The organism is Pseudomonas sp. GW823-FHT02F05 (assembly GCF_058797315.1).
The window spans coordinates 1-18,448 of sequence record NZ_JBXAJM010000009.1 but is presented as its reverse complement, the minus strand read 5'-3'; the positions used below and the strand labels follow the sequence as shown (position 1 = coordinate 18,448).

The window sequence follows — 18,448 nt, the reverse complement described above, 5'->3', positions numbered from 1 at the left end:
GTCGGGCTGCATTGAGTCCCAGTGGCGCCCCGCAATTAGCTGTTTAAATCGGCGCATGAGCAGCATCCTAGAGAAGCCGGTGGGGCAGTGTCAAGAATCCCGGGCAACGAAAAGGCCCGCATCAGCGGGCCTTCTGTACAGCTTGCTAAACGATCAGTGAGCGATCGCGCGGTCGACAGACAATTTGCCCGCACCTTCCAACAACACCGCCAACGCGCCGCCGAGCAACGCCAGTGCGAACTCATAACCGTTGTTGGCCATGAACAGCCCGTTGTGGATGTGTACAGAGAAAATCGCCACCAGTGTCAGGAAGGTCAGGCCCAATGCGGCAGGGCGAACCAACAAACCGATGATCAGGGCCAGGCCGGCGAAGAACTCGGTACCGCCCGACAGCAGCGCCATCAGCGTGCCCGGCGCCAAGCCGATGCTTTCCATCCATTGTGCGGTGCCCGCCAGGCCACCACCGCCAAACCAGCCGAAGAGTTTTTGCGAACCGTGGGCAGCGAAGATGATGCCGACGAAAATGCGCAGAATAGTCAGGCCATAACCGGCGCGAGTGGACAGTACACGGGTAATCATTGGGCTCATGGGGGTAAATCCTTTTCCAGGTAGGGGTTGGTTGGCCGCTATATTAATCAGTTTAAACAATGATAAAAGCCAAAATATTGCCTAATTGACATCTAAAAATTCGATTATTTACGCGATGCAATTTTAGCCGCGGGCGGCTCCAGGGACTCCCGCTGCCGATCGAACGCCAAATAATACTTGTTGACGCTATTAACATAGCTGACGCCGCCCATCCCTACCTGCTCCATGGCAATGCGTTCAACCTGGAAGAACCACTGATTGGGGTTAAGCCCACGGCGCTTGGCCTCGGTGCGCATGCCCTGTACTCGCTCCGGCCCCATGTTGTACGCCGCTAGCATAAAGGCCATGCGCTCACGCTCATTGAGCTTGGGGCTGGCGAAAAACTTGCGGCGGATCATCGCCAGGTAACGTGCCCCCGCTTGCACATTATTGTCGAGCGTCTCGATATTGTTGACCCCCACCCGTTGGGCCGCCGACGGCGTGATCTGCATCAGGCCGGTAGGGCCGCCGCTGTTGCGTGCGCCTGGGTCCAGGGAAGACTCCTTGAACGCCAACGCCGCCAGGTTCAGCCAGTCCATACCTTGCTCACGTGCATGTTTTTGCAGGACCGGGCGCAGTTTTTCCAGGCGCTGGCGGTCAGCCCGCGCCAACGGGTTACGGACCTGGTAGAGGCGTCGATAGATACGCTGGAATGCCACATCCTGGTCGGAAGGCGTGTGATAGGTCTTGAGAAACCGATCAATGCTGGCGCGCAGCATCGAGGCATCCTGGCGCACAAACCAGAACTCGTCGCCCGGCTCGCTGATCACCACCTGCTTGTCAAAGCGCAACTTGGGCAGAATTTTCGACCAGCGTTGGGCAATGGGTTTTTCCACGATCGTCAGGTGAAAAATCCCGGCCTGCACCATCTCCAGGACGTCTTCCACCGCCAGGCTGGGGTCAACCCATTCGACTTTCACTGGGGGGCGCTTGTGCAGAGCCAGTTTTTGATTGACCTGACTGATGACATCCGCCGCCGCACTGCCCGTGGTCAGCGTCAGCGTGCGACCTGACAGTTGCTCCAGCCTGGTAAAGCGTCGTTCACCCTTGACGCCCACCAGCCACAACGGCACATCGCTGACAATCGGGTCGCTGGCGCTGACCTTGTGCGCGCCCTTCACGTCCAGCAACTCACCGGGCGCCACCAGGTCGCCCTCGCCACGGGCCAGCGCGCCGAGTAACTGGTCCTTGGCCTTGGGGATGATCTTGAGATTGATGGCCTGCCCATCACGGGCATGGCCATTGAGGTACTGCTCGAAGGCACGCAACCGATGGTATTCGACACCGATGGCCTGGCCCTGCACTTCACCGGAACTGTTGCGGCTCTGGTTGACCAATACGCGCAGGGTGCGGCTGGAGCGAATTTGCGCGAGGTCGCGGACCTTGCCGGGCTTGGCCACTTGCAGCGGCCCATCCAGACGTGCGACCGCCGCCATGGGCAGCAGCAACGTCAGGCACAACATAAGCAACGCCGAGGGTCGGATCATCCGCTCTCCGAAAAGAAAACTGGCCAGCACCTTCGCGAATAACGACGTGCTGGTGGTCAGAAACAGAGCGCTTTATGCGCTGGCAAGGCGTGCAACGGCGCCACGGTGGTAGGCAATCGGCCCACCACAATGTCGCTTGCGACGTTCAAAGACAGCGTTAACGCGTTGTAGTTCTTGGTTTTTCTTATCAATCTACAGCTCTGATATGCTTTCCGGCCGCAGGCGGAGATAGCACCATGCAACTCATTGATATTGGCGTCAACCTGACCAACCCCAGTTTCGACGAGAGGCACACGGCCGTTCTCGAACGCGCTTACGCCGCTGGCGTGCAGCAATTGGTACTCACCGGCACCAGCGTCGAGGGCAGCGAACAGGCCCTGCAACTGTGTGTAAAGCTCGACGAAAGCGGCCAGCGCCTGTTCAGCACCGCCGGTATTCACCCTCACTCTGCCAGCGACTGGAACAGCGACAGCGCCCAACGCCTGCGCAGCTTGCTGGGCGACAGCCGAGTGCGCGCCGTGGGTGAATGCGGGCTGGATTTCAACCGGGACTTCTCCCCTCGCCCCCAGCAGGAAAAAGTCCTCGAAGAACACCTCGCCCTGGCCGTCGAGCTGCAACTGCCGGTGTTTCTCCATGAGCGCGATGCCAACCAGCGTCTGCTGGAGATCCTCAAGGACTACCGCGACCACCTGCCAGCCGCCGTGGTGCACTGCTTCACTGGCGAACAGGCAGCGCTGTTCAGCTACCTGGACCTGGATTTGCACATTGGCATCACGGGCTGGATCTGCGACGAACGCCGTGGCACCCACCTGCATTCACTGGTCAGGGACATTCCCCGAGGCCGTCTGATGCTGGAAAGCGATGCGCCCTATCTGCTACCACGCACGTTGCGCCCCAAACCAAAGAACAGTCGCAATGAACCGGCTTACCTGCCCGAAGTACTGCGCGAAGTGGCCTTGCACCGTAACGAAACAATGGAAGACCTGGCGCTGCACAGCACCGCGTGCGCCCGGCGCTTTTTCGGCTTGCCTGCCATCGATTGATGCGGCGCATTGACCCATATCAAAAGCACTGTTCTGAATAGCGGCACAATAATGGCACCTTGCCAATACCGTTTCCGCTATCAGAGAAAACCTTCCATGGGTGCCTGGCTTAGCAATATCTCGCTCAAATACAAATTCTGGGCCGTCAATGCGGTCGCCTTCATCACCACCCTGCTGCTGGTGCTGTACGCGGTACAGCTGGAACAACAGGCGCGTAGCCAGGCGTCACAGGCATCGGCCCAGGCTCAGGGACGCTTGCTAACCGCCTGGCCAGCCGACAGAGCCTTGCCCACTGGTGAGCACTGGCTCGCATTTTCCAAAGGCCAGATCCCCCAGGACCTGCCCGCCCTGAGCACTGCCAACGGCTGGACTGAACTCAACCCCATGCCGTTGTTCGGTGAAAACCCGCTGATCGGCGCCGAGGTGATCAGCCGGGCCGACGGCCAGCAGGTCGCTGTCCTCGCCTACGCGCCGAGCCTGAGCCAGGTGTTCAGTGAACGCTTCGCCAATTACGCCGTTGCCGTGGCAGTCCTGATGCTAGCCATGCTCGGCGCCTCGCAGTTGTTGATCCGCTTCCTGCTCAGTCAGCTCAACACCCTCAAGGATGTAATGCTGCACGTTGAAAAAACTGGTGACCTGTCGGCACGGGTGCCGTTGGCCTGCAAGGATGAAGTCGGCCAGATGGCCAGCGCCTTCAACGCCATGCAAGCCGGTTACCAGCGCGTGGTCAATACCGTGGCACGCACCGCCCGGCAACTGGACGACGGCGCCGCACGCCTGGCCAGCAGCATGAACGAGGTGCAACACGGCATGCTGGGCCAGCAAAGCGAAACCGACCAGGCCGCCACCGCCATCAACGAAATGACCGCCACCGTCTACCACATCGCCCAGCACGCGGGCGCCACCCGTGACTTGTCGCAGTCCGCCGACACCCTCGCAGGCAGCGGCCAGGCAGTGGTCACCCGGGTACAGCGTTCGATCGCCGGGCTGTCCACTGGGGTACAGCAGACCGCCGAAATGATCCAGAAACTGGCCGAAGACAGCCAGAAAATCAACGGCGTGGTCGGGGTGATCCACAGCATCGCCGAACAGACCAACCTGCTTGCCCTCAACGCCGCCATCGAAGCCGCCCGCGCCGGGGAAATGGGTCGCGGTTTCGCGGTAGTCGCCGACGAAGTGCGCAACCTGGCCAAGCGTGTGCAAAGCTCCACCGACGAAATCACCCGCATGGTCTCGGCGCTGCAAGCCGGTACCCGCGACGCCGTGGACTTTATGCAGGAAAGCTCATTCAAGGCCGATGACTGCGTCCAGCAGGCCCAGGAAGCTGGTGTGGCCTTGGCTGAAATCACCGGGGCCGTGGCACAGATGCGCGAAAGCAACACCCAGATCGCCGTGGCCGCCGAGCAGCAAAGCCATGTTGCCGAAGAGATGAACCGCGCCGTGGTGAGCATTCGCGATGTGACCGAAAACACCGTACATCAAACCGTGGCATCGGCGACTACCAGCAATGAACTGGCGACGTTGGCCGGGGAGTTGAGCAAGGCGATTGGGCAGTTGAAGTTGTAAGACTGTTCCAGCTGTAATCCGACTCCTACGACCAAGCCTCGGTTTACCTGAAGTTAAGACGAAACTTCCTCGCCATCCCCGCGAATAACGCCGACTTCTTTTACCTGACAACCGCTGCAAAGTCCCTCGCCTGATCAAACAGTGCGAGGGATTGCAGATGCTGGCGTTCGTTAGAGCCCTGATGAATGGGGCTGTCTCTTGATCTCGGTGCTGGCCAACCTGATGCTGGTGCCGATGGATCCCGAAGCGCCGAAGGTTGAGCGCGTATTCGCGGACTTCCGCACCTGCCTGAATACCTTTGATAAGTGGACCGACAGCTTTTTAAGTGGTTCGGCACTTAGCGTGGAGCAGGTGTTCAAGGTTGGGGAAGACGTCGCACTGGTCGCGCCGATCTCTTCCGACAAACCCAGCCGCACCGTCGCTCAATGCAAAGCCCAGGGTGGGCTGACGCTGGTGCATCTGTTCGAAAGCACGCAGTTCGTGCCTATCGGCAACACGCCCGTGAGGCTGCAAGCCGTTGCACAGGACGGCATCCCGGTAGGCGCGCCACTGCATCGGACCATTGGCCCCAGCGGCATTCTTGAAGTCAGCGACTGTAGCCGCGACCAACAGTACGAAATCACCTTTTATCCCACTGTTTCCAAGGTTCACGTCCAGGCGCTGTATGCGTCCTATGAGTCTGTGATCGCCGGGCTGGAAACGGATTTGCGCACGGCATGGGCCGAGCACTTCAAGCCTCGATGGGCAGACTTTGCCAAAGCGCCGGCTTACAAGCGCAGTGCCTTACAGGGCGTGGCCTTTGCTGCCGGGCTGGGCAACGCGCTTTATAACCTGTGGGACAACATCACCGAGCTGTACGACCTGCTCGCCAACCTCAAGACCAACAGCGAAACGTTGCTGAAATACCTGTCCCAGACCGAGCTGAACGCGCTGCTCAAACTGGGCAGAGACACGCTGGCCAAGGGGTTGCTGGTACTCAGTGATGAGCCGCTGTTGTTTATCTACCTGTCGGCGCTGGTGGCCTGGGTACGCATGCTGCCGCCACCCGATATGTACGAACTGCTGGGTGAAATCACCGGCGAAGTCTTGATCAATCTGTTGCTGATCTGGGCCACGCGAGGCATTGGGGTCCAGCTGCGCCTGGGCGCGCAGACGCTCAGTCACGTCAAATCCGGGCGGGCGCGGGCGTTATTGGAGTTGCTGGTCAAGCAGGTGGCGGGGCCTCGGCTGGAAACCCATGTCGAGGCCGCCAAGCCGGTGTTGCTGAGCAGTGCGGCGACGCCGGTCAAGGCAGTGCCGGCTGTGCCGTTGAAGGCGGGCGACACGCTGGTTTCGAACCCGGTGCCAATGGTGCGCGGCAAGACCCAGCGCACCACGTTGGTTCGTCAGGAGCCTGTCGATGATGTGCCGGCTGTGGCGTCGAACCCGAAGGGGGATGCGGCGGCGCCAGCGGATAAAACCGTCACCCACGGTTGCCCGGTGTCGATGGTCACCGGCGAGGAATTGCTGACCCTTACCGACGGCGCGCTGGATGGGATCTTGCCGTTTGAGTGGACGCGGTTGTACCGCACCAGTGCGGTGGAAGTCGAGTGTGGGTTGGGGTTTGGCTGGAGTCATGGGCTGGCTCATCGGCTGGTGGTGTCGGGCGATTCGGTGGCGTGGACCGACCATGAGAACCGCTCGACTACCCTGCCCTTGCCCACCGTTTCTCGGCCGGCGATCACCAATAGCCTGGCCGAAGCGGCGATCTATTTGGGAGCCTCGCCTGATGAACTGGTGCTGGCCCAAGCCTCGCGTTTCTACCACTTCCGCGACGGTGTGCTGACAACCATCAGCGATGCGTATGACAACCGGCTGCGCCTTTGCCGGGATCGTTCTGGGCGGATTGAACGGCTGGATAACGGCGCGGGGCGCTCGTTGCTGTTGCGTTATGAGCTGGATCGCATTGTCGCGGTGGACTACCAGGTGCATCGCGCCAAAGGGCGTGAGCCCTACGTTTGGGAAACCGAGCAGAACATCGTTTCCTACGCCTATGACGAAGCTGGCCGACTGGTGTGTGCGACCAATGCCGTCGGTGAAAGCGAGCGTTATCGGTACGACGATCAGCACGTCATTCTCGAGCGGCAGTTGGCCGGAGGCGCGAGTTTCTATTGGGAATGGGAACACGCGGGCAAGGCGGCGCGCTGCGTTCGGCATTGGGCGAGTTTTTCGCAGATGGACACGCGCTATGCCTGGGGCGATGACGGGCGTGTCACGGTGCATAACGCCGATGGTAGCCAGGAGGTGTATGTCCATGACCAGCGGGCGCGGCTGGTGCAGAGGATTGATCCGGACGGCGCCACGCACTTTAAATCCTACGACGACCAGGGCCGGCTGACCGTCGAGCAAGACCCGATGGGCGCGGTGACGGCCTATCAGTACGACGATGCCGGGCGCTTGGTCGCGCTGTTTCCGGGGGATGATGAGCCAACGTCCTACGAGCATGACAACGGTTTTGTACGGGTTGTCAGGCGTGGGGAGGCGGTCTGGAAGTATGAGCGTAATGAGCAAGGCGATGTTACGCGTAGGACCGATCCCGATGGAGAGGTTACTGACTACAGCTACAACAAGCACGGGCAACTGACTGGAGTTTGGTACCCGGATCACAGTTGCCATCGACTGGTGTGGAACGAACGTGGGCAGTTGCTTGAGGAGCAATTGCCCAATGGTGGGATCAAGCGTTATCGCTATGACGATCTGGGGCGGCAAGTTGCCTGTGAGGATGAGCATGGTGCGCTGACGCACTATCACTGGGACTGCGTCGGCAGGCTGATTCGCCTCGTCTTGCCAGGCGGCGCCACACGAGAATTCAGCTACAACCCCTACGGCAAAATCATCGCCGAACGCGACGAACTCGGCCACGTCACCCGCTATGAATACGCCGACGGCCTGCACCTGATCAGCCGCCGTCTCAACGCCGACGGCACCCAGGTCAAGTACCGCTACGACAACGCCCGGCTGCTGCTCACCGAGATCGAAAACGAAGCCGGCGAAACCTACCAACTCGACTACCACCCCAACGGCCTGATCCGCCAGGAAACCGGCTTCGACGGCCAACGCACCGCGTATGCCTACGACCTCAACGGCCACCTGCTGGAAAAGACCGAATACGGCGACGATGGCAGTCAGCTAATCACCCGTTACGAGCGCGACCACGCCGGTCGCCTCGTCCGAAAAACCCTACCCGATGCCAGCGTTGTCGACTATGCCTACGACCGCCAGGGCAACCTCCTCAGCGTCGAGGACGGCCACTGGGCGTTGGCCTACGAATACGACCGCCAAAACCGCCTCACCGCCGAACACCAGGGCTGGGGCACCCTGCGCTACGGCTACGACGCTTGCGGCCAGCTGAAAAACCTGTGCCTGCCGGACAATAACCGCGTCACCTTCACCCACGATAAAGGCGGCCACCTCGCTACCGTCGAACTCAACGGTGAAGTGCTCACCTCACATCTGTTCAAGAGCGGCCGCGAGCATCAGCGCCAGCAAGGCCAACTGCTCAGCCACTACCACTACGACGACCAGAATCGTCTGCACGCCCACGCCGTTACGCAGCAGCAAAACTATTTCTACCAACGCCAATACGACTACGACAAAACCGGCAACCTTACCCGCCTGCTCGACACCCGCAAAGGCGAACACCTTTACCGCTACGACCCGCTAAACCGCCTGACCCACGCCGATCACTCCCAGGACGTACAGGAGCGCTTCGCCCACAACCCGGCCGGCAACCTGCTGATGCAAGACCGCCCCGGCCCGGACATCGTCACGGCCAACCGCCTGATGATCCAGGGCGACCGGCACTATGACTACGACGCCTTCGGCAACCTCATCCGCGAACGACGCGGCAAGGGCCAGCAACTCGTCACTGAGTACCGCTACGACTGCCAGCATCGGTTGGTCGGGGTTACAACGCCCAACGGCGAAACCGCCAGCTATCGCTATGACCCGTTTGGACGCCGCATCAGCAAAACCGTGGACGACAAAACCACCGAGTTTTTCTGGCAAGGCGACAAGCTGATTGCCGAACACCATGCAGAGCGCCATCGCAGCTATCTCTACGAACCCGACAGCTTCCGCCCCTTGGCCCTGTTGGAAGGTTTCGGCCCAAAAGAAACCAAGCCCTACCACTACCAACTCGACCACCTCGGCACCCCGCAGGAACTGACCGACACCGAAGGCGAAATCGTCTGGTCCGCCCACTACCGCGCCTACGGCCAGATCGCCCGGCTCGACGTAGGCAACATTGACAACCCGCTGCGCTTTCAAGGGCAGTATTTCGATGCGGAAAGCGGACTGCACTACAACCGCCATCGCTACTACAATCCGGATATTGGTCGCTATCTGACGCCGGATCCGGTGAAGTTGGCGGGTGGGATCAATGGCTACCAGTACGTGCCCAATCCGACAGGGTGGGTAGACCCGCTAGGCTTGAATTCATGCCCAGGCGATGATGGGTGTAAAAAGCAAACGAGTGCTGACGATCCATCCTACAAATCGAGCGTGGATGATGGACAGCCTTCAGCTCCTCTTGTTCACGGAGTAGACGCAACCTTCTTAAATAGAACACACAGCATTGAAGGGAAGCGGTCAACCAAGCGTGTGGAAGAAATTGCTCGCAGTATGCGAAACGACGGATACGATAAAAATACGCCAATAGACGTTTTTGAGTATAACGAGCAACGCTATATTGTTGATGGGCACCACCGAGCTGCCGCTGCAAGACAAACAAAGACGCCAGTCACCATAAAACTAATCCAGAATATAGGTGACCATAACAGCTCGTTCAACAGCACCCAGGACGTAATAGACGCTTCAAATGCAGTAGGACTGGATAGACTGGAAAGGCCTAGACGATGAGAGCTCAGACGCTAGAACATTTGATCACAGAATACTTGGAGCAAGTAAAAAAGGCTACCGACTTACTTGAGCAAGTGTTTGGAACCAAAAATATCATTGGTCTGTGGCGATCCAAAAAAATCCCGCAGCGTGGGACGGTCGCTGCAAATGTCACCTACGAGCTGCACGGTATTGGTTGCAGTGTTTACTTATCTGAAATATGTGTCGACTTTGATTACGGCCCGGACGATAGGGTCGACGGTTTCGACTCGTGGAGGCTGTATATGTACGCATGCGAAACACCCAGCAAGTACAAAAAATATACAGATAAACAAGCCTTGGAACGTGAGTTCAATGCGTACCTAAAAAAGGGCAAAGCCAAGAAAATCGAAGGGTCCACATCTAATTTGTACTTCATACAGTCTTGATGCCGTTCAGGTAAATCTCCTTACCCTAGACACTCTGAATATCGAATATGGGATGGGACTTGACCTCGATAACTGTGAACCAGCCAATGCATGTGCAAACTGACCCAACAACATCGGAGGTAAGCCTTGGTGCCGATCAGTCAAGCGAACGCAATACTCAAAGCAACGAAGATCAAAAGTGGGAGCTGGCTTGCCTGCGAAAGCGGTAGTGCAGTAACAGAGGCAGTGACTGACACACCGCCTTCGCGGGCAAGCCCGCTCCCACAGGGGATCTGCGCTTAACAGACTGGAATCCTTCCCACATTCACACCCACGGCGCTACTCTTTCCCACCGATGGTTTGGATGAGGCTTTTCGCAGAACGGGTATACCCAGGTCCGAATACAGCGTATCGAAATGGGGCAAAGACCAATATGGCAAATCATTTCCAACAGAACGGCGAGTAAAAACCGGTCCCAATAGAGGAGCGGAAGTGAATATTGACGATCCTATGCTCGTGCCAAGTAAAGAAGGCCCGAAATCACCTCATATTGGCTATCAAACACCTGGAAAGAGAGGCGACGGAGGAGCCAAAAGAGGCCATATACTGCTCCAACTGGTTCCTGTCAGCCGGTCCAGAATAGGTGTCCCCTGATGAGTTACCTGGAAGACGAAATAGACGAAGCCTGTAATGCGCTGAACCTCGACGCTGGAAAGCTTGATTCGAGCGAACTCAACTTGTTGATAAGCTCTCTGACGAGAAAATTCTTCAAAGCGCAGAGCAATGTGCTTGATCCCATCGAACTAAACGAGAAAAGCACCGAACACAACCCTGACTTTTGGAAGGAGATGCCGCATCGCATTAGCGGGAATGGCCTGGTTCTGCTGGTATTTGACTCAGCGTATAGCGCCTGGAGAATGGAAAACGCTCGAGTGCTAGCCTCTGTGTTAGGCGAAACCACCGGATATCCGTTTTGGATAACCGATAAAGAGCTGACGTTCTTGGTACACATGGATGATCATGACTGTGTCATTTGGGCATGAGGGTCACTCCGCCTAAATTGCAGCCTATGACCCCCATAGCCAGCCCCAATTCGCCACCTCGCCCACCTCAACCTAAACTCTGTTCAAGTTGTTTCAACGGACAGAGGATTCACCACCATGGGCAAACGTCACCCCAATCTTCCCGCCTGGCAATGGCGTCAGTACCCACAGAACCATCAGCACCCAACCAACCTGGCGTTGCACCTGATTGCCGTGCCGCTGTTTATCGTCGGTTTCCTGCTGATCGTGTCGGGCGTGTTCAGCCTTAGTCTGGCCAGCTTCGCCGTCGGCGTGATTGGTATTGTCGCGGGCCTGGCGTTGCAGCGTCACGGCCATAGCCTGGAAGCCCAGGCCAGTGAGCCGTTCAGCGATCGCAAAGATGCGGTGCAGCGCCTGGTGGTCGAGCAGTTCGTGACCTTCCCGCGCTTTGTGCTCAGCGGTGGCTGGTGGCGCGCCTGGCGGCAGCGGCACCACCACTGACCGGCGGGTTCAGGCGAACACCACCACGGTCTGGCGGCTGAGGGCGATCAACTCGCCGGTCGGGCTCCACAAGGCAGCGGCAGCGTGGCCATAGCCGTCGCGGGCGTGTTCGATGTTGACGTGGTACTGGCACCAGTCGAGCGTAGTCAGGTCTTGCAGCGGCTGGATGAACTCGATGGTCCAGGTCAGGGTGCTGCCCGGCGCGGGCTTTTTCAGGTGTGGCAGCAACGCCGGTGGCCAGGCGTCGACCAGGGCGAGGATATGCGCCTCGGTCAGTGGCTCCTCTTTCACATCCCCCCGCAACCGTACCCAGCCGCCCATGTCGCGGGATTTATTGCCGGTAAACGGCAGGCCACCGACACTCCAGCGCATTGCCAAATGACGCATGAATTCGGGGGTAACACCCTTGATATAGGGCAGTTCTTGGCACTCATCCCAATGTTTGAATACCGGTGGCGGCTCACTTGCCACGTCAATTTCGGAGGGGCGAGAGGCGCCAAAACTGGCCTGGACCAGGGTCGCCACTTCACCGTTCTGCACCACGCGCCCGAGCAACTGGCTGACCGCCTTGCCTTCGCGCAGCACTTCGACTTGATAGCTGGCAGGTACATCCGGCGCTACCGGGCCGACAAAGGTGATGGCCAGCGAGCGCAGCGGTCGGTCCGCCGGCACCTGGGCGCGCAGCGCCTCGTACTGCAAGGCAGCGACCAGCCCGCCAAAGGTAGCCCGACCCTGGGCCCATTCGGCAGGGATGGTGACATCCAGCGGATTGCTACGGGCAGCGTCGAGCAAATCACTAAAGCGCATGGCGACCTCACATCAAGAAAATCCTGGAGGAATCTTAACCATCGAATTGCACAGGCACAGCGCCCATTCCAGCCAAAAACCGGACCGGTTTAAAAACACTCGGCGCTGAGCGTGTCCAGCACGCGATCGGCCTTGCCTTGCGCCTTGAGCATGGTGCGCTGCCACACCGCTACGCAGGGTTGCAGGTCCGGCTCGTGCCCGGCCTGGGCCAGCCACTGCCAACAGTCATGCCAGTCACCCAGCGCGCTCTGGGCTTTCTTCAAGTGCGACAGGGCCTTGGGGGGTAATTTGTCCAGCTCGGGATACGCCTCGGCGGCATAGCGCACGCGCTTGATCAGCAACCGTAGTCGATGACGGTCATGATCGGGATCCTTCAGCGCCTCATCGAGTCTCTGCGATTGCTTGGCCAGGCGTTTCTGGATGCGCGGGCGCAAGCCCTTGAGCAGTTTCTGATGCTGGGACGCGCGGATAAACCGTGGGAACGCATCCAGAATCAGCAGCAAGTGCGCCAACTCCGGGCTTTGCGCCACCTGGCGATAAGCCTCGGGCTGCAGACGCAGGCGTCGATCAGCCGCGTCGTGATGACCGTGCTGATGCAAATACGCCGCCAGCACCTCTCGGTCGCGTAGCGGCGTAGTCAGTTGGCCAACCGTGCTGGCGGCCAATTCAAGCTGTTCGACACCGGGCAGCCCGCGCAAAGGGCGCAACAGGCTGCGCAGGCGGCGTACCGTGGTGCGCAAATCATGCAAGGCTTCATCGTCAGTGACGGCGGCGAGGCGAGCCTGGCAGCTCAGTAACCCTACTTCCAGGCCAATGACCTGAGCGACTAACTGATTGACCAACGCTGACATCCTGCCCTCACTTTCCGATGAAAAATCCTATCCGCCGCAGGGTCATCGCCCGGCGCGAGACTCACGAATGTAGAACCGCGCCTTTTCGGCCTTGTTGGAGCAACCCTCGAACGCTTCAAACTGCTGCTGAGTCTTGGCGCCAGTCAACAGCGACAAAGCCTTGGAGTAGCTGACAGTGCCAGCAAAACCTTCGGCCTTGGCCAGGTCCAGCTCTTTCCAGGCGGCGTCCAATTGCGAGCCACAGCTGTCGCGATACGCGGTTTTCCCGGCACAGCCAGCCAAGGCCAACACGATCACAGGCACACAGATCCAGGCTTTCATTGATGACACCTCAAATATACAAATTCAGTCGTAGCCTGTAGACGTTGCCTACAGGGAAAAGTGCCTTGTCCTTAGCCTGAAATCAGTAGTACCTATTGCCAGAGCATACCCGAGGCTGATCGCCAGCCTGGAAAAATATTGCGCGCTGTCAGCAAGGATTGAAGCAGGCCCCTTGATGGGTGCATTGTGGGCCCCTGTTTTGCGAAGGATCTGGCCATGAAGAAACGTGTTGCCTTAGTGCTGGGCTCCGGTGGGGCCAGGGGCTACGCCCATATCGGGGTGATCGAAGAAATCGAACGACGCGGCTATGACATCGCCTGTATCGCCGGCTGTTCCATGGGCGCCGTGGTGGGTGGGATCTACGCCGCCGGCAAGCTCGACGAGTACCGCAACTGGATCGAAAGCCTGGACTACCTCGACGTATTGCGCCTGGTAGATGTGAGCTTTCGCCTGGGAGCGATCCGCGGTGAGAAGGTGTTCGGGCAAATCCGCAAGATTGTCGGCGATATCAATATCGAGGAGCTGCGCATCCCCTACACCGCCGTCGCCACCGACCTCACCAACCAACAGGAGATCTGGTTCCAGGAAGGCTGCCTGCACCAGGCCATGCGCGCCTCCGCGGCCATCCCCAGCCTGTTCACACCGGTGATGCAGGGCAACCGCATGCTGGTGGACGGCGGCCTGCTCAACCCGCTGCCCATCGTTCCGGTGGTATCGAGCCATTGCGACTTGATCATTGCGGTCAACCTCAATGCCACCAACCAGAAACACTACCAATTGCCGGTGATTCCGCGCCCGCCGGCGTTCAAGAGCCGCTTCAACAGCCTGGCCAAGTCACTGGGCTCCCACCTGCCATTTCGCCGCAAGCAGGCCGAGCAGTTGATGAAGCTGGAACAAGAAGCCTTGCAGGCCCAGGCCGCCGAAATCAACCCGTGGCTGGAGTCTGCCGAACCCGAAGCCCAGCAACCTGCCGCGGCGCCCGAGAAAGCCGGTGCACCGAAGTCGGCCACCGGCTCGTTCATCATCGACAACGTCGGGCCTGCCTCGTTGCTGGATCTGATCAACCAGAGTTTCGAGGTGATGCAAACCTCATTGGCACAGTACAAGATCGCTGGGTATCCGCCCGATGTGCTGATCAACGTGCCAAAGCGGGTGTGCCGCTTTTTCGAGTTCTATAAAGCGCCGGAATTGATCGCTTTGGGGCGGGAGATTGCCAGTGATACGTTGGATCGGTATGAGAGTGAGCAGAGTTGAGCGTGTAAGTGTTGCGGATGGCCTCATCGCGGGCAAGCCCGGCTCCCACAGGGAAATGCATTTCAGCTGTGGGAGCTGGCTTGCCTGCGATGGCGCCAGCACAGGCACCAAACGCTCAGGCACTTAGCAACCGATACCCCACCCCCGCCTCAGTCACGATAAACCGTGGCTGGGTCGGGTCATCCGCCAGCTTCTGGCGCAAGTGCCCCACCACGATACGCAGGTAGTGGCTGTCCTCGGTATGGGTTGGCCCCCAGATGTCCTTGAGCAGCTGCTGTTGGGTAATCACCCGCCCCGGGTGGCGTGCCAACTGCGCCAGCACTGCGTATTCCTTGCGGGTCAGCGCCACTTCGGCACCGTCCAGCAAAACGCGGCGATAGGCCAGGTCGACCGTCAACGGGCCAAAACTCAAGGCGGCTTCCTGGGCCTCTCCGGCCGGTGCCTGGCGCAACAGCGCACGCACCCGGGCAAGAAACTCCTGGATGCCGAACGGTTTGGTCACGTAGTCATTGGCGCCACCGTCGAGGGCCTCGACCTTCTGACCTTCGCTGGCCCGCACCGACAGCACCAGCACCGGCACGCTCGACCACTCGCGAAACTCACGCAGCACCTGTTGGCCGTCCATGTCGGGCAGGCCCAGGTCGAGTACCAGCAGATCCGGTTTGCTCAAGGCCGCCTGCGCCAGGCCTTCGTTGCCTGTGCCGGCTTCGATTACCTTATAGCCTTGGGAAGCCAGGCTGATGCGCAGGAATTTGCGGATCTGCGGTTCGTCATCAATGACAAGAATCGTCGCGGTCTGGCTCATGGTGTCTCATTAAAACCCATTAAAAAAATCACCCTCTGTAGGAGCGAGCTTGCTCGCGAAAAACCTCTAGGCACCGCGTGCATTCAGGACGCCATCATTATCGTTAACGACCTTCGCGAGCAAGAACTAGGCGTCCCCCTCGCTCCTACAGGGCTTATTCCAGGGCAGGTTGTGTGGGCAGTGGTAAAAACAAGGTGATGCAGGTACCCAGACCGTCAATACCATCGGCCACGCTGATATGCCCACCGTGCGCACCGACCATGCCCTGGCAGATCGCCAAGCCGAGGCCGGTGCCCTGCCCGCCTCGATCACCGCGGGCAGCGGTGTAGAACATGTCGAAGATCTTCGCACGCTCCTCCTCGGGAATCCCTGGCCCTTCATCCGCTACGGCAAAAAACAACTGCTCATCCTGCACGCCCGCGCGCAACTGCAAGCGGCCCTGGGGCGGCGAAAACCGTGCGGCGTTTTCCAGCACATTGACCAGGGCCTGCTCAATCAATGCCGCATGCACATACAACAAAGGCAGTTCCGGCGGCACAGCGGTGCTCACCTGCAACGGCGCCAGTACGGCGCGCAATCGCCCAAGGGCACTGCCGACAATATCGCCGGGCGACACCCAATCGCGTGACAGTTTCAGCGCACCGTGGCCCAGGCGTGTCATGTCCAGCAGATTCTGGATATAACGGTCGAGGCGCTCGGCCTCGTCGCGAGTGCCTTCGAGCAATTCGCGGCGATCCTCCAGGGGGATGGCTTCACCCAGGGCCAGCAGGCTGTCGATGCTGCCGCGCATGGAGGTCAATGGCGTGCGCAAGTCGTGGGACACCGACGCGAGCAAAGCGCTGCGCAGTTGTTCGGTTTCGCCGTGCAGGCGCGCCGATTCCAACTCCTGCCCCAATTGTGCCCGCGCCAGTGCCTGGGCCAGCGGTTGGCTCAACGCGGTGAGCAAGCGTCGACGTTGCCCGCTCAATTCCAGGCCAGGCTTGGCACTGACACCCAGCAACCCCAAGGGCCCCTCTTCACCCGACAGCGGCCACCACCACCAACGCCCAAACGGCAAGGTGCCGGTGCCCATGCCGGCCGGCTGATCATGCTGCCAGGCCCAGTCGGCGGCGGCGCGTTCAGCTTCGGTGAGGGTCAACGGGCAACCGGTCTCGACCTTCCAGCCGCCCTGTCCATCGCGATTGACCAGGCACAGGTCGAGCTCGTTCCAACCTTGCAGATGGTGGGCGGCGGCACTGATGACAGCTTGGCGGTCGGTGGCAGCAGTGAGCTTGCGCGACAGGTCGAGCAGTTCGCTGGTTTCTTCCTGGGTATCGCGCAACGCCTGCAACTGGCGGCGCTGGCGTGCGGCGAGGTTGCCGGTCAACGCTGCCATCAACAGGAAGAACAACAGGGTCAACACGTCTTCTTCGCGCTGGATGGCGAAGGAAAAATTCGGCGGAATAAACAGAAAATCGTAAGTCAAAAACGACAGTGCCGCACACACCAGGGACGGCCCCAGGCTGCTGCGCACCGCCACCAACAGCACGGCGGCAAGAAACACCAGCGAGATGTTCGGCAGCGCCAACGCACTGGACACGGCCCAGGCCACTGCGGCAGCGGCGAGGGTCGCCACCACCGCCAAGGCGTAATCGAACCACACCAACCCGCGCACCTCCGGCAGGCGTGGCGGTGCAGGCATGTCATCGCTGTCGAGGACGTTGATTTCCAAGCCGCGGGCATTGCGCAACAGGCGTGCCGCCAAGCCGCCACCGAACAGGCGCCGCCGCCAGCGCATCCGTGACTGCCCCACCAGCACTAAACTGGCACGGCGTTCGGCGGCGTGCTGGATGAGGGTCTTGGCCACTTCCCCGGCGCGCAGCAACACCACTTCCCCGCCCAGCCGCTCTGCCAGTTGCTGGGCGTTTTGCAGGCGCAGGCGCGATTGCTCATCCCGCGCACGGCCGTTGTCGATGTGCACCAGGCTCCAGGGCAAATGCCGACGCTGGGCCACGCGGCAGGCATGGCGCACCAGTCGTTCGGCTTGCGCATCGCCATCCACACCGACCAACAGGCGCCCACGCACCGCCGGCGCAGCCTGGCCGAGTTGGCGATAGCCCTGGGCCAAGTCATCGTCGACGTGGGCGGCGGCAGTTTGCATGGCCAGCTCGCGCAGGGCCATGAGGTTGGTCTGGGTGAAAAATGCATCGATGGCCGCACGCGCCTGTTCGGGCACATACACCTTGCCGTCACGCAAGCGCTCGAGAAGCTCGCGAGACGGCAGGTCGATCAGCAGCAGTTCGTCGGCCTCTTGCAGCACCCAGTCCGGCAGGGTTTCGCGCACGAGCACGCCGGTGATGCCACGCACTTGGTCGTTGAGACTTTCCAGGTGCTGGACGTTGACCGTAGTGAACACGTTGATGCCGGCGGCGAGCAGTTCCTGAATGTCTTGCCAGCGTTTTTCATGACGGCTGCCGGGTGCGTTGCTGTGGGCCAGTTCGTCCACCAGCACCAGCTTTGGCTTGGCGGCGAGCAGGCCGTCGAGGTCCATTTCTTCGAGCATCACGCCACGGTATTCGCTGCGCAACAGCGGTTGTTGCGGCAGGCCGCTGAGCAAGGCTTCGGTCTCGGCGCGGCCGTGGGTTTCAACCACCCCAGCGATCAGACGCACGCCCTGGCGCAGTTGGGTATGGGCCGCCTGGAGCATGGCGTAGGTCTTGCCGACACCGGGCGCGGCGCCGAGGAAAACTTTGAGCCGGCCACGGCCGTCCCGGGGCAGATCGGCTAACAGGGCATCGGCGCGGCCGGCGTCGCTCATGCTCGGGGGTTCCTTCAGGTATTGATAGAGAGTCTTCAAGGCCGCCATCGCGGGCAAGCCCGGCTCCCACAGTGGAATGCAT

General features: G+C 60.0%; 15 protein-coding genes. 8 read left to right on the top strand and 7 right to left on the bottom strand.

Features of this window, described 5'->3' with window-relative positions:
• Nucleotides 1–153 precede the first annotated feature (153 nt).
• Both AC1RAC_RS12430 and AC1RAC_RS12425 read right to left on the bottom strand, forming a co-directional pair.
• Nucleotides 154–588, bottom strand: coding sequence for a DoxX family protein (locus tag AC1RAC_RS12430; RefSeq protein WP_054897910.1), 435 nt, complete (start codon nucleotides 586–588; stop codon nucleotides 154–156).
• 104 nt (nucleotides 589–692) lie between these two features.
• Nucleotides 693–2,114, bottom strand: coding sequence for an MltF family protein (locus AC1RAC_RS12425; protein ID WP_492616624.1), 1,422 nt, complete (start codon nucleotides 2,112–2,114; stop codon nucleotides 693–695).
• A 236-nt stretch (nucleotides 2,115–2,350) separates the two neighbouring features.
• Between AC1RAC_RS12425 and AC1RAC_RS12420 the strand changes: the two genes are divergently transcribed.
• From AC1RAC_RS12420 to AC1RAC_RS12390, 7 genes are all read left to right on the top strand, one after another.
• Nucleotides 2,351–3,157: a TatD family hydrolase gene (locus AC1RAC_RS12420; RefSeq protein WP_492616623.1), complete on the top strand. Its 807-nt coding sequence runs from the start codon at nucleotides 2,351–2,353 to the stop codon at nucleotides 3,155–3,157.
• Between the two features lie 96 nt (nucleotides 3,158–3,253).
• Entirely contained in the window at nucleotides 3,254–4,723 is a 1,470-nt protein-coding gene (locus tag AC1RAC_RS12415) for a methyl-accepting chemotaxis protein (protein ID WP_492616622.1), read from the top strand.
• A gap of 222 nt (nucleotides 4,724–4,945) precedes the next feature.
• Nucleotides 4,946–9,622, top strand: a complete 4,677-nt coding sequence (locus AC1RAC_RS12410; RefSeq protein WP_492616646.1) for an RHS repeat-associated core domain-containing protein — start codon at nucleotides 4,946–4,948, stop codon at nucleotides 9,620–9,622.
• Nucleotides 9,619–10,029 carry a DUF6896 domain-containing protein gene (locus AC1RAC_RS12405; RefSeq protein WP_096144406.1) on the top strand — a complete coding sequence of 137 codons (411 nt, stop codon included), beginning with the start codon at nucleotides 9,619–9,621 and terminating at the stop codon, nucleotides 10,027–10,029. The genes AC1RAC_RS12410 and AC1RAC_RS12405 overlap by 4 nt, the downstream gene beginning before the upstream one ends.
• A 291-nt stretch (nucleotides 10,030–10,320) precedes the next feature.
• Nucleotides 10,321–10,662 carry a polymorphic toxin type 47 domain-containing protein gene (locus AC1RAC_RS12400; protein ID WP_442962912.1) on the top strand — a complete coding sequence of 114 codons (342 nt, stop codon included), beginning with the start codon at nucleotides 10,321–10,323 and terminating at the stop codon, nucleotides 10,660–10,662.
• Nucleotides 10,662–11,051, top strand: coding sequence for a hypothetical protein (locus tag AC1RAC_RS12395; protein WP_106111551.1), 390 nt, complete (start codon nucleotides 10,662–10,664; stop codon nucleotides 11,049–11,051). Before AC1RAC_RS12400 ends, AC1RAC_RS12395 begins: the two co-directional genes overlap by 1 nt.
• 117 nt (nucleotides 11,052–11,168) lie before the next feature.
• Nucleotides 11,169–11,531: an Mpo1-like protein gene (locus AC1RAC_RS12390; RefSeq protein ID WP_003189844.1), complete on the top strand. Its 363-nt coding sequence runs from the start codon at nucleotides 11,169–11,171 to the stop codon at nucleotides 11,529–11,531.
• 9 nt (nucleotides 11,532–11,540) lie between these two features.
• Here the strand turns inward: AC1RAC_RS12390 and AC1RAC_RS12385 are convergent, their stop codons facing one another.
• The 3 genes from AC1RAC_RS12385 to AC1RAC_RS12375 all read right to left on the bottom strand — a co-directional run bounded on the left by AC1RAC_RS12385 (nucleotide 11,541) and on the right by AC1RAC_RS12375 (nucleotide 13,510).
• Nucleotides 11,541–12,338: an acyl-CoA thioesterase gene (locus AC1RAC_RS12385; protein ID WP_003189843.1), complete on the bottom strand. Its 798-nt coding sequence runs from the start codon at nucleotides 12,336–12,338 to the stop codon at nucleotides 11,541–11,543.
• 89 nt (nucleotides 12,339–12,427) lie between these two features.
• A complete protein-coding gene (locus tag AC1RAC_RS12380) occupies nucleotides 12,428–13,189 on the bottom strand; it encodes a CHAD domain-containing protein (RefSeq protein WP_294148584.1) in 762 nt (253 codons plus the stop codon).
• 42 nt (nucleotides 13,190–13,231) lie between these two features.
• On the bottom strand, nucleotides 13,232–13,510 hold the full coding sequence (locus tag AC1RAC_RS12375; protein WP_003189839.1) for a hypothetical protein: 279 nt from the start codon (nucleotides 13,508–13,510) through the stop codon (nucleotides 13,232–13,234).
• A 216-nt stretch (nucleotides 13,511–13,726) separates the two neighbouring features.
• Between AC1RAC_RS12375 and AC1RAC_RS12370 the strand changes: the two genes are divergently transcribed.
• The gene (locus AC1RAC_RS12370) at nucleotides 13,727–14,764 is read left to right on the top strand and encodes a patatin-like phospholipase family protein (protein ID WP_054898472.1); all 1,038 of its coding nucleotides are present in this window, start codon (nucleotides 13,727–13,729) and stop codon (nucleotides 14,762–14,764) included.
• A 115-nt stretch (nucleotides 14,765–14,879) separates the two neighbouring features.
• Here AC1RAC_RS12370 and AC1RAC_RS12365 read toward each other — a convergent pair whose 3' ends face one another.
• Together AC1RAC_RS12365 and AC1RAC_RS12360 are read right to left on the bottom strand one after the other, a co-directional pair.
• A complete protein-coding gene (locus AC1RAC_RS12365; RefSeq protein WP_034126713.1) occupies nucleotides 14,880–15,569 on the bottom strand; it encodes a response regulator in 690 nt (229 codons plus the stop codon).
• Nucleotides 15,570–15,723: 154 nt separating this feature from the next.
• Nucleotides 15,724–18,366: a DUF4118 domain-containing protein gene (locus AC1RAC_RS12360; protein WP_492616645.1), complete on the bottom strand. Its 2,643-nt coding sequence runs from the start codon at nucleotides 18,364–18,366 to the stop codon at nucleotides 15,724–15,726.
• Between the last annotated feature and the right edge of the window lie 82 nt (nucleotides 18,367–18,448).